Origin of the sequence: Pseudomonas sp. A-B-19 (assembly GCF_019947515.1) — a bacterium.
In the GTDB taxonomy this organism is placed as follows: Bacteria; Pseudomonadota; Gammaproteobacteria; order Pseudomonadales; family Pseudomonadaceae; genus Aquipseudomonas.
Genome location: NZ_JAGYGN010000004.1, coordinates 139,554 through 151,523 on the forward strand (window position 1 = coordinate 139,554; position 11,970 = coordinate 151,523).

The following is an 11,970-nucleotide window of genomic DNA, read 5'->3' on the forward strand; positions in this document are numbered from 1 at the left end:
ACCTTCTATATAGTCGGCGCAGCCCAGATGGACGTCCAACCTGCCGGCCATCGCGGAAAAAGTCAACTGATGCAATTTTTTACCTCCAGCCGGTAACTGGTTGATTTGATGCAGATTCTGATTTAGCGTCTATGCTGATTTTTGGATCCATTTTAGCCTCAAAGGCTATTTACGCTTTCAGCCCCTGAGGTGCCCATGAGTCAGGCGTTTCTCCCTTTCTCCCGTCCCGGCATCGGCGACGAAGAAATCGCGGCCGTAGAGCAAGTATTGCGCTCCGGGTGGATCACTACCGGACCGAAGAATCAGGCACTGGAAGAACACTTCGCCAACTACGTCGGTTGCCGGCATGCCGTGGCACTTTCCTCGGCCACCGGCGGGATGCATATCACCCTGCTGGCATTGGGTGTCGGTCCCGGCGATGAAGTCATTACACCTTCGCAGACCTGGGTTTCCACTGCCAACATGATCACCCTGCTGGGTGCCACGCCGGTGTTCGTCGACATCGACCGCGACACGCTGATGACCGACGTGGCCGCTATCGAAGCTGCGATCACTTCGCGCACCAAAGCCATTGTCCCGGTGCATTACGCCGGCGCGGCATTCGACCTCGATCCGCTCTACGCCCTGGCCGACAAACACGGCATCGCCGTGATCGAAGACGCCGCCCACGCGGCAGGCACTTTCTATAAAGGTCGCCACGTCGGCTCCAAGGGCACGGCGATCTTTTCGTTCCACGCGATCAAGAACATGACCTGCGCCGAAGGCGCCATGTTCGTCAGCGACGATGAAGCCCTGGCCTCGCGGGTACGCATGCTCAAGTTTCACGGACTGGGGGTCGATGCCTACGACCGCCTGACCCACGGCCGTAAACCCCAGGCCCAAGTGATCGAACCCGGCTTCAAGTACAACCTGGCCGACATCAACGCGGCCATCGCACTGGTGCAACTGGAACGCCTGGACGAGATCAACGCCAAGCGCACCCAACTGGCCCAGACCTACTTGCAGCGTCTGGAAGGCTTGCCGGTGCAACCGCTGGCTGTCCCCGCTTACTCGCAAAAGCACGCCTGGCACCTGTTCATCCTGCGCATCGATGCCCAGCGGTGCGGGCTGGATCGCGAAGCGTTCATGAAGGCGCTCCAGGAACAGAATATCGGCACCGGCATTCATTTCATCGCCACACACCTGCACACCTACTACCGCCAGCGTTACCCTGATTTGTACCTGCCCAACACCGAATGGAATTCGGCGCGGCTGTGTTCGATCCCGTTGTTCCCCGACATGACCACCGATGATGTCGAGCGCGTCGTCGGTGCCATTGAAAACTGCATGGACAGAAGCCTTTGAGACCTTACCCAATCAACTTCGTTTCGATCGTCATTCCGGTCTACAACGAACAGGAAAGCCTGCCTGAGTTGCTCCGGCGTACCGAAGCGGCCTGCCAGCAGTTGCACCAGGCCTATGAAATCGTGCTGGTCGACGACGGCAGCCGCGACGACTCCGCGCAGATCCTGGAAGACGCCGCCTCCCGCGAAGGCAGCCCGGTGGTGGCGGTGATCCTCAACCGCAACTACGGCCAGCACGCGGCGATCATGGCCGGTTTCGAACAGTGCAAGGGCGATGTCGTCATCACCCTCGATGCAGACCTGCAAAACCCGCCCGAAGAAATTCCGCGGCTGGTAGCCCAGGCCGAACTTGGCTATGACGTCGTCGCGACGGTGCGCAACAACCGTCAGGACTCGGCCTTGCGCCGCTGGCCATCGAAGCTGATCAACCTGGCCGTGAAGCGTTCCACCGGCGTAGCCATGAGCGACTACGGCTGCATGCTGCGCGCCTACCGACGCACCATCGTCGACGCCATGCTCGCCTGCCGTGAGCGCAGCACCTTCATTCCGATCCTGGCCAACAGCTTTGCCCGCCACACCACGGAAATCCCCGTGACCCACGCCGAGCGTGAACATGGTGATTCCAAGTACAGCCCCATGCGCCTGATCAACCTGATGTTCGACCTGGTCACCTGCATGACCACCACGCCGCTGCGACTGCTGAGCATCGTCGGCGTCGGCATGGCGGCCCTGGGCGTGCTGTTCGCCATCGCGCTGATCCTGTTGCGCCTGGTGTTCGGTGCCGGCTGGGCCGGTGGCGGTACCTTCGTACTGTTCGCCGTGCTGTTCGTCTTCACCGGTGGTCAGTTCATCGGCATGGGCCTGTTGGGTGAATACCTGGGCCGCATGTACAGCGACGTGCGCGCACGTCCGCGCTTCTTCATTGAAAAGGTGCTGCGTAGCCAGCCCGAATCCCCCGCTTCCGTTGTTACCGTCGACGGCCTTACTTCCACTTCTTCAGATCAGGTTTCTTCATGAGTGCAAAAGCTGTTGTCTTCGCCTATCACGATATTGGCTGCGCCGGCATCGAATCCCTGCTCTGCTCCGGGTTTGAGATCGCTGCGGTGTTCACTCACGCCGACGATCCGAAGGAGAATTCGTTCTACGGTTCCGTCGCACAGCTGTGCGCCCGCCACGGCATTGCCGTGCATGCACCGGAAGACGCCAACCATCCGTTGTGGATCGAGCGTATCGCCAAGCTCGATCCCGACTACATTTTCTCCTTCTACTACCGCAACCTGCTGAGCGAAGCCCTGCTGGCGACGGCGCGCAAAGGCGCGTTCAACCTGCACGGTTCCCTGCTGCCACGCTACCGCGGCCGTGCACCGGCCAACTGGGTGCTGGTCAACGGCGAAACGGAAACCGGCGTGACCCTGCACCGCATGGTCAAGCGTGCCGATGCGGGCGCCATCGTCGCCCAGCGAAAAGTCGCGATCGAGCGCAGCGACACTGCGCTGAGCCTGCATGGCAAGTTGCGCACCGCCGCCGCTGAACTGTTGCGCGACACCCTGCCGGCGCTGCTGCAAGGCAAAGTCAGCGAAACACCACAAGACGAATCCAGGGCGACGGTGTTCGGCCGTCGCACTCCGGCTGACGGCAAACTGGTCTGGGCCAGGCCGGCCGAAGAACTGTTCAACCTCGTCCGCGCCGTGACCCAGCCATACCCGGGCGCCTTCTGCGCGGTAGGCGAGCACAAGCTGATTGTCTGGAGCGCCGAAGTCGCCAAGGGCAACGAAGGCCTGGCGCCAGGCCGCGTCATCAGCGTCGACCCGCTGCGCATCGCCTGCGGTCAAGACTCGCTGATTATCAACGCCGGCCAGCGCAACGACAACGGTCTGTACCTGAGCGGTCCGCAACTGGCCAACGAACTGGGCCTGGTGGACGGTTCCGTGCTGCGCGGTGCCGAATCCGGCCGTGCCCCACGTCGCACCCGCGTGTTGATCCTCGGCGTCAACGGCTTCATCGGCAACCACTTGTCCGAGCGCCTGTTGCGTGACGACCGCTACGAGGTCTACGGCCTGGACATCGGTTCGGACGCCATCGAGCGCCTGCGCAGCCACCCGAACTTCCACTTCGTCGAAGGCGACATCAGCATCCACTCCGAGTGGATCGAGTACCACATCAAGAAGTGCGACGTGGTACTGCCGCTGGTGGCCATCGCCACGCCAATCGAATACACCCGTAATCCGTTGCGCGTGTTCGAATTGGACTTCGAAGAAAACCTGAAGCTGGTTCGCTACTGCGTCAAGTACAACAAGCGCGTGATCTTCCCGTCGACCTCGGAAGTCTATGGCATGTGCCAGGACAACAACTTCGACGAAGACAACTCCAACCTGGTGGTCGGTCCGATCAACAAACAGCGCTGGATCTACTCGGTCTCCAAGCAACTGCTGGACCGCGTAATCTGGGCTTATGGCCAGAAGGGCCTGAATTTCACCCTGTTCCGTCCGTTCAACTGGATGGGTCCACGCCTGGACCGTCTGGATTCGGCCCGTATCGGCAGCTCCCGCGCCATTACCCAGTTGATCCTGAACCTGGTGGAAGGTACGCCGATTCGCCTGTTCGACGGTGGCGAGCAAAAACGCTGCTTCACCGACATCGCCGACGGTGTGGAAGCCCTGGCGCGGATCATCGATAACGACAACGACGTCTGCAATGGCCAGATCATCAACATCGGCAACCCGGAAAACGAGGCCAGTATCCGTCAGTTGGGCGAAGAGCTGCTGCGTCAGTTCGAAGCGCACCCGCTGCGCGCCAACTTCCCTCCGTTCGCCGGTTTCCGCGACATCGAGAGCAAGGCGTTCTACGGCACCGGTTATCAGGACGTGTCGCACCGCAAGCCGAGCATCGCCAACGCCAAGCGCCTGCTGGACTGGACGCCAACCGTGGAGATGAGTGAAACCATTGGCAACACCCTGGACTTCTTCCTGCGCGAGGCCATGCTCGAAATCGCGGACAAGCGCTGATGCAGGCGGGACTGCGGATCGATGTCGACACCTACCGGGGCACTCGTGAAGGAGTACCCCGGTTGCTGGAAATCCTTGATGAAGCGCAGGTCAAGGCGACGTTCTTCTTCAGTGTCGGGCCGGACAACATGGGGCGCCACTTGTGGCGTCTCATCCGTCCACAGTTTTTCTGGAAAATGCTCCGTTCCAACGCAGCCGGCCTGTATGGCTGGGACATTCTGCTGGCCGGCACCGCATGGCCTGGAAAACCGATCGGCCGCGACCTGGGGCACTTGATGCGCCAGGCCCGGGATGCCGGGCACGAGGTTGGCCTGCATGCCTGGGATCACCACGGCTGGCAAGCCAACGCCGGGCGCTGGAGCGACGCGCAACTGGTCGAACAGATACGCCGTGGGGTGGATACCCTCGGCGACATTCTCGGGGAAAAGATCACCTGCTCGGCCTCTGCCGGCTGGCGTGCCGACGAGCGTGTGATCGAAGCCAAGCAGAGCTTCGGCTTTCGCTATAACAGCGATTGTCGCGGCCTGAGCCTGTTCCAGCCGCGATTGGCCGATGGTCGCCTGGGTGCACCGCAAATCCCGGTGGACCTGCCGACCTTCGACGAAGTGGTCGGGCCGAGCGTCGCCGCCAAGGATTTCAACAGGTTCATCCTGGACCGGTTCACGCCGGAAAAACTCAATGTGTACACGATCCATGCCGAGGTAGAAGGGATTCTGATGGCCAACGATTTCCGTCAACTGCTGAGCGATGCACGTCAGCGAGACATCCGTTTTCAACCCTTGGGCGACTTGTTGCCCCAGGCCCCTGACAGTTTGCCGATCGGCCGCGTGGTACGCGGTGCGCTCGAAGGTCGTGAAGGCTGGCTGGGGGTGCAAGGCGCATGAGCAAACGCTGGGCATTGCCATTATTGCTGGCCATGGTGGCGCTGGCATACCTGTTGCCACTGGGCAGTCATGGCTTATGGATTCCTGACGAAACCCGCTACGCCCAGATCAGCCAGGGCATGCTCCTGAGCGGTAACTGGGTATCGCCGCATTTCATGGACGTGCGTTATTTCGAAAAACCCGCGGCTGGCTACTGGATGATTGCCATTGGTCAGGCGCTGTTCGGCCAAAACCTTTTCGGAGTGCGTTTCGCTTCGGCACTGTGCACCGGTTTGAGCGTGCTGCTGTGCTACCTGGTTGCCCGCCGGATGTGGAACGAACCGCGCAAGAGTTTCGCCTGCGCGCTGCTGTACATGAGTTTCACGGTCATTGCCGCTTCGGCGGGGTATGCCAACCTCGATCCGCAATTCACCTTCTGGGTCAACCTGAGCCTGGTGGCGCTATGGTTCGCGCTCGACAGCACGAGCCGCGGGCACCGCCTGATCGCGTGGGCGGTGCTGGGCCTGGCCTGTGGCATGGGCTTCATGACCAAGGGCTTCCTGGCCTGGTTGTTACCGGTGTTGATCGCCCTGCCCTGGATGATCTGGCAAAAACGCTGGCGTGAACTGCTGGTCTACGGTCCGCTGGCGGTCGTGGTCGCCATCGCCGTCAGCCTGCCATGGGCGCTGGCAGTGCACGCCCAGGAGCCTGACTACTGGCGGTTTTTCTTCTGGCACGAACACATCCGCCGTTTTGCCGGGGACGATGCCCAACATGACGCGCCATGGTGGTATTACCTGCCGTTGCTGGTGGCTTTCAGCATGCCGTGGGTTGCCTTGCTGCCGCCAGCGCTCAAGCAAGCCTGGCAGACCCGACGCCAGTCCAATATCGGGTTCCTGCTGCTGTGGTTATGGATGCCGTTGTTCTTCTTCAGTCTGAGCAAAGGCAAACTGCCAGCCTACATCCTGCCGTGCCTGTTGCCTCTGGCATTGTTGCTCGGCCATGCACTGGCTGACCGATTGAGGCTGGAGCGAGGTCGCGCGCTGGGCATCAACGGCCTGCTGAACCTGGTGGTGGGTGTGGTCACCCTGCTGGCCCTGGTTTATCTACAACTGAAAAAGCCGATTTACGATCACGAACTGCACAACCTGGTGTTGGTGTTCATCGGTTTGATCGGCTGGATCATGGCCAACCTGCTGCAGGCCTTTCGCCCGTTGCAGTGCTGGGCAGCCCCGGCTTTTGGCAGCCTGTTGCTCACCGGCTTATTGCCTGCCGGACTGCCCAACTCAGTAGTCGCCAATAAAACCCCTGACCAGTTCATCCTCGATCACGCCCAGGAACTTGGCCAGAGTGCCAAATTGTTGAGCAACGACCTGGGTGCCGCGTCAGCGTTGTCCTGGCGGGCGAAACGCCCGGAAGTAGCTTTTTTCAACACGATAGGCGAATTGAAATATGGCCTTGCCTATCCTGACTCGCTTAAGCAGCGCGTCGACCCCGACCAGGTGCAACAGTGGATGCACGACGCTCGCCAGCTAGGTTCGGTCGGTGTGGTCATGCGGGTCAAGGGTGAGGAAGAGCTACGCGAACTCGAACAATTGCCCAAAGAGGGCAAGCGGTATGAACAAGGCAACCTGGTGATTCTGATTATCCCTCAGGCGGCGCCATGAGCCTGCTATTGCTGTTAGTGGCCTGTCTGCTGACCTGCCTGGGCCAGATCGCCCAGAAATATGCGGTAGAAAGCTGGCGCGGCCAACCTTCCGGGTGGGTGGACAAACTGCGTTCGCCCTGGCTTTGGCTGGCCCTGGCCTCTTTGGGATTGGGCCTGCTGGTGTGGTTGCTGGTGCTGCAACGCCTGGAAGTCGGGATTGCCTACCCGATGCTGAGCCTGAACTTCGTGCTGATCACCCTGGTCGCGCGTTTCGTGTTCCACGAAACCATCGACCGCCGCCACTGGCTGGGTGTGGCGCTGGTGATCGGCGGCGTGGCTCTGCTGGGGCAACACACATGAACCTGAGTCGCGGTATAACTTTCGCACTGGGCAGCGTGTTGCTGGTCAGCGCTGCCCAATTGGGCATGCGCTGGAGCATGAGTCACCTGCCACAACCCGAACAATGGCTCAGCGCTCACATCGACCTGACAGCCGTGGCCGTGGTGCTCGTGGCCATCTTCGCCTATGCCTTGTCGATGCTCTGCTGGCTCGCCGCCCTGCGGGACCTGCCCCTGGGTCGTGCCTACTCGTTGCTGAGCATCAGTTACGCACTGGTGTACCTGCTGGCCGCCAGCCTGCCGCTGTTCAACGAAACATTCAGCCTTACAAAAAGCCTTGGCGTGGCATTGGTCATCCTCGGCGTCATTACCATCAATTCTCGACCTGCTCGCGCGCCCGAATTAAGGAGTGCTCCATGAAAATCAGTGTATTTGGTAGCGGTTATGTCGGCCTGGTGCAGGCAGCGGTTCTGGCGGAAGTCGGCCACGACGTGGTCTGCATGGACGTTGACGAGAAAAAGGTCGAACTGCTCAAACAGGGCCATGTGAGCATTTTCGAACCCGGGCTGGCCAGCCTGGTTCGCGAAAGCCTTGACGCCAAACGGCTGCAGTTCACCAGCGACGAAAAATTCGCAGTACAGCACGGCGAGGTGCTGTTCATTGCGGTCGGCACACCGTCCCGGGACGATGGCTCGGCGGACTTGCGCTACGTGATGTCGGTGGGCGAAGCGGTAGCACGGCATCGCGAGCAACCGGCGATCCTGGTGGAGAAGTCCACCGTTCCGGTCGGCACCGGCGACGCCTTGCGTGCACATATCGACAAATGCCTGCTTAGCGCCGGGCGCGTTTTACAGTTCGATATCGTCTCCAACCCGGAGTTTTTGAAAGAAGGTTCAGCCGTGGCCGACTGCCGCCGCCCGGACCGTATCATCGTCGGTTGTGAGCGTGACGAGGTACGCGAAGTGATGCGTGACCTGTACTCGCCCTTCAACCGCAATCATGAACGCATCATGTTCATGGACCTGCGCAGCGCCGAGCTGACCAAATACGCAGCCAACTGCATGCTGGCGACCAAGATCAGCTTCATCAACCAGATCGCCGAGCTGGCCGAACACCTGGGTGCGGACATCGAATCGGTACGCCTGGGCATCGGCGCCGACTCGCGCATCGGCTACCACTTCATCTACCCCGGTTGCGGCTACGGTGGCTCATGTTTCCCCAAGGACATGCGTGCCCTGATCCACAGCGCCGAAGAGGCCCATTGCTCCAGCGACCTGTTGCAAGCGGTGGAAGCCATCAACGAGCGGCAGAAACACAAGCTGTTCGAACGCATCAACGCGTTCTACAAGGGCGACTTGCGTGGCAGGACCTTTGCTTTATGGGGGCTGGCGTTCAAGCCAAACACCGACGACATGCGCGATGCACCGAGCAAGGTGTTGCTGGAGTCGCTATGGGCCGCCGGGGCGAATGTCCGTGCGTTCGATCCGGAAGCCATGCAGGAAACCCAGAAGCTGTATCCCGATGAATCGAAACTGATGCTCATGGGTACGCCAGAGTCGGTCCTGTCCGGTGCCGATGCACTGATCATCTGCACCGAATGGCAACAGTTCAAGGCGCCGGACTTCGAGCTGATCCAGCAGCGGCTCAACGCACCGGTGATCTTCGACGGTCGCAACCTGTACGACGCAGACCGTCTGGCACGCATCGGTTTCACCTACTTCCCGATCGGCCGTGGCGAATCGCGCAAATTGCCGATGCCTTACCGGCAATGGTCAACCGAATCCGTGGTTGCCTGAACCTCATGATCCCTCACATCCGCCAACAGTCCCTCGCGCTGGGTCTGTTGGCGCTGTTGTTGTTCTGCGCCGGGATGTATCAGCAGGCGGCCATCGGTTTCGATTCACGCTTCGTGCTGTTCGCCCAGGAGATGCTGCGCAATGGGCCGTCGTTTTTTCCGACGACCTATGGCCAGCCCTACGCAGACTATTCGGGACTTCCGACGCTATTCATCTGGCTGCTTTCACTGCCGTTCGGCCAGGTCACCAGCCTGACCGCATGGCTGCCGAGCGCCATCGCCGCAGCGGTCATCGTCACCTTGATGTACCGCCTGCTGGCACCCTATTCCACGCGTTGGGCGCTGCTGAGCATCGCCCTGATGCTGTTGACCAACACCTTCATTACTGAAACCCGCGCGGTTTCCCTCGATCTGATGCTCGCGGCTGTTGCGTTCAGCGTCTTCTACCTGGGCTACGCCGCCGATCACTTCGCCGCGCCGCGCCGCCGGGTTCTGATCTTTGCCTTGCTGATGCTGGGCTTCTGGATTCGCGGGCCAATCGGCCTCGTGATTCCTACGGGGATGCTTTGCAGTTATTTCGTGGTCAATCGCCAATGGCGACAGTTGCTGGTCTTCGGTTTGCTGGCAGCGGCGCTGCTGGCGGTGTGCATCGGGCTGTTGTTGTGGCTGGCGGACGTCAGCGGCGGCCGGGCCTTCTTGCAGGACGTGATTCGCATGCAGTTCATGGGACGCATGGACGGCAGTGAAGGCAGCAACGGTGTGTTGTACTACTTCACCAGCTCGATGGGTAACTACGCACTGGCCTGGCCATTGGCAGTGCTGGCGCTTGGGGCCGTTGCGCTGACAGGTCCAAAGCAAGCAGGGCCGGCACTGCGCCTGATGCAGTACTGCGTAGCGGCCGGGCTGATCGTGATGATCGGCCTTTCCGTCCCGCAGGCGAAAAAGGCCCGCTACCTGCTGCCGATGCTGCCCATGGCGGCAATCGTCGCGGCGTATCCGTTTTACGCCACGCAAGGCCGACTGTTTGCCTGGTTGCGGGGGGTGATGCAGGGGCTGTGGCTGCTGATCCCGAGCCTGCTGATCGTGGCATTGCTGGTGGCACGGCGAAAATTCCCCGGGGACGTGGCTCACCTCTCTTCCCTGTTCATCCTTCTCGGTGTGCTGCAAGTGATCGCCCTGGCAGCGCTCAGGCAGTCCCGCTGGCGAGCACAGGCACTGGCTATTTGTGCGGTCCTGGCACTTTGGTCGTTCTACATCCTGCAATTCGAGCCTGTTCAACGCCAGCTTTACGACACCCGGACCTTCAGCCGCGAGGTTTATGAACGCGTGCAAGAAGACCCGGCACCGCTGGTGATGCACGGGATGGGCAAAGACGCCAAGGCCATCAAATTCATGGTCAACATCCCACAGGACCTGCACCCGGTTTTCACCGACTCATCACCGGAACTTGAAACCCTCAAGGGCCCGGCGTGGCTGATGATGGACCTGAACCTGTACAGGACATTGCAAGGCACGGCTGTTGGTGCATTGCCGCCAGTACTGAGCGGACGGTTCGACAAAAATGATTTCGTGCTGCTGCACCTCCAGTAAATCCCGTAGCAGCAACCGAGTGTCCGACTGCTAGAGTAGCCTCCGCGACCGGGCTGATGCCGGCCCGATTGAATAAGGACATTCACGCCGTGACCACCTACTCCCCCCTCATCCGCCGCCTGCTGATCTGCTCTTTGACCATCGTCGTCAGCCGCGCCATCACCAGCCCGCTGCTCACACTGTTCGTCAGCGACAAACTTGGCCTCAACCAACAGGATGTTGGTTTGCTGCTCGGCATTGCGGTGTTCGTCGCCACTCTGCTCTCCCTCTACGGCGGCTACATCATCGATCGCTTCGAAAAACGCCGGCTGCTGATCCTCGCCATGCTTTCCAGTGCCATCGGTCTGGTACTGCTGACGTTCGCCGAAAACCTCTACCTGACCACGATGACCCTGGTCGTCACCGAAACCGCGTCGGCGCTGTTCCTGATTGGTTCGAAAGCGATCCTCAGTGAAAATCTGCCCGTGGATCAGCGCGCCAAGGCGTTTTCCTTGAGCTATACCCTGACCAACATTGGCTACGCTGTCGGCCCGATGCTCGGCGTGGTGATCGCCGGCCTGTTTACCCGTGCGCCGTTCCTGATCGCAGCGGCCATCGCCTTTTTCAGTATTTTCCTGATGACCGGGATCGCGAAGGACCCTGCACGTTCGTCTGTCACCGGTCAGGCACAGAGTTTCCTCAAAACCCTGATCACCCTGAAAAACGACCGCACGCTGATCATGTTCACCGCCGGTTGCCTGCTCAGCACCGTGGTGCACGGGCGCTTCACGTTTTACCTGTCGCAGTACCTGCTGGTGACCAGCGATTCGAAAAATACCATGGACGTCATGGCCGCCCTGCTGGCCTGCAATGCCCTCAGCGTGATCCTCCTGCAATATCAGATCGGCCGCTTTCTCAAGCGCGAGCAACTGCGGCAGTGGATTGTGGCCGGCACAGGCCTGTTCATCCTCGGCCTGATCGGTTTCAGCCTGGCCGATAGCCTGGTGAGCTGGTGCGTGGCGATGTTCATTTTCACCCTCGGAGAAATGATCATTTACCCGGCCGAGTTCCTGTTCGTCGACACCCTGGCCCCGGAAGAACTGCGCGGCAGTTACTACGGCGCGCAAAACCTGGCGGCGCTCGGTGGCGCCCTGAGCCCGGTGATCAGCGGCTTTCTGCTAATGCACACGCCCGCACCAACGATGTTTTATGCCTTGAGTGCGCTCGCTGGATTGGGCGGACTACTGTGTTTCATGAGCGGGCGCAGAGTGCCTTTGCAGCAAAATTAATGCACTGAAAGTTCATTAATATGAATTTGTCAGTGCCCTGATTGACCGGCAAACTGTGCACGTTCCTTCCCCAACAGTTGGAACAACTTCAAGGGCTTTCTGGATTCCCCAGCCAAGCCC

General features: G+C 60.4%; 10 protein-coding genes. All 10 read left to right on the top strand.

Features of this window, described 5'->3' with window-relative positions:
* The first annotated feature begins 195 nt into the window (after positions 1–195).
* The 10 genes from arnB to KGA81_RS06300 all read left to right on the top strand — a co-directional run bounded on the left by arnB (position 196) and on the right by KGA81_RS06300 (position 11,850).
* On the top strand, positions 196–1,344 hold the full coding sequence (gene arnB, locus KGA81_RS06255) for a UDP-4-amino-4-deoxy-L-arabinose aminotransferase (RefSeq protein ID WP_223545030.1): 1,149 nt from the start codon (positions 196–198) through the stop codon (positions 1,342–1,344).
* Positions 1,341–2,360 (top strand): undecaprenyl-phosphate 4-deoxy-4-formamido-L-arabinose transferase, encoded by a 1,020-nt coding sequence (gene arnC, locus KGA81_RS06260; RefSeq protein WP_223545031.1) that lies wholly within the window; start codon positions 1,341–1,343, stop codon positions 2,358–2,360. Before arnB ends, arnC begins: the two co-directional genes overlap by 4 nt.
* Positions 2,357–4,348 (top strand): bifunctional UDP-4-amino-4-deoxy-L-arabinose formyltransferase/UDP-glucuronic acid oxidase ArnA, encoded by a 1,992-nt coding sequence (gene arnA / locus KGA81_RS06265; RefSeq protein WP_223545032.1) that lies wholly within the window; start codon positions 2,357–2,359, stop codon positions 4,346–4,348. The genes arnC and arnA overlap by 4 nt, the downstream gene beginning before the upstream one ends.
* Positions 4,348–5,232, top strand: a complete 885-nt coding sequence (gene arnD, locus KGA81_RS06270; protein WP_223545033.1) for a 4-deoxy-4-formamido-L-arabinose-phosphoundecaprenol deformylase — start codon at positions 4,348–4,350, stop codon at positions 5,230–5,232. The genes arnA and arnD overlap by 1 nt, the downstream gene beginning before the upstream one ends.
* Complete coding sequence (gene arnT / locus KGA81_RS06275; RefSeq protein WP_223545034.1) at positions 5,229–6,878, top strand: lipid IV(A) 4-amino-4-deoxy-L-arabinosyltransferase; 1,650 nt, start codon at positions 5,229–5,231, stop codon at positions 6,876–6,878. The genes arnD and arnT overlap by 4 nt, the downstream gene beginning before the upstream one ends.
* Positions 6,875–7,219, top strand: coding sequence for a 4-amino-4-deoxy-L-arabinose-phosphoundecaprenol flippase subunit ArnE (arnE, locus tag KGA81_RS06280; protein WP_223545035.1), 345 nt, complete (start codon positions 6,875–6,877; stop codon positions 7,217–7,219). The genes arnT and arnE overlap by 4 nt, the downstream gene beginning before the upstream one ends.
* Positions 7,216–7,617, top strand: coding sequence for a 4-amino-4-deoxy-L-arabinose-phosphoundecaprenol flippase subunit ArnF (gene arnF / locus KGA81_RS06285; RefSeq protein ID WP_223545036.1), 402 nt, complete (start codon positions 7,216–7,218; stop codon positions 7,615–7,617). The genes arnE and arnF overlap by 4 nt, the downstream gene beginning before the upstream one ends.
* Entirely contained in the window at positions 7,614–8,993 is a 1,380-nt protein-coding gene (locus KGA81_RS06290) for a UDP-glucose dehydrogenase family protein (protein WP_223545037.1), read from the top strand. The genes arnF and KGA81_RS06290 overlap by 4 nt, the downstream gene beginning before the upstream one ends.
* A 5-nt stretch (positions 8,994–8,998) precedes the next feature.
* Positions 8,999–10,582, top strand: coding sequence for an ArnT family glycosyltransferase (locus KGA81_RS06295; protein WP_223545038.1), 1,584 nt, complete (start codon positions 8,999–9,001; stop codon positions 10,580–10,582).
* 89 nt (positions 10,583–10,671) lie between these two features.
* Complete coding sequence (locus KGA81_RS06300) at positions 10,672–11,850, top strand: MFS transporter (protein ID WP_223545198.1); 1,179 nt, start codon at positions 10,672–10,674, stop codon at positions 11,848–11,850.
* Positions 11,851–11,970: the final 120 nt, after the last annotated feature.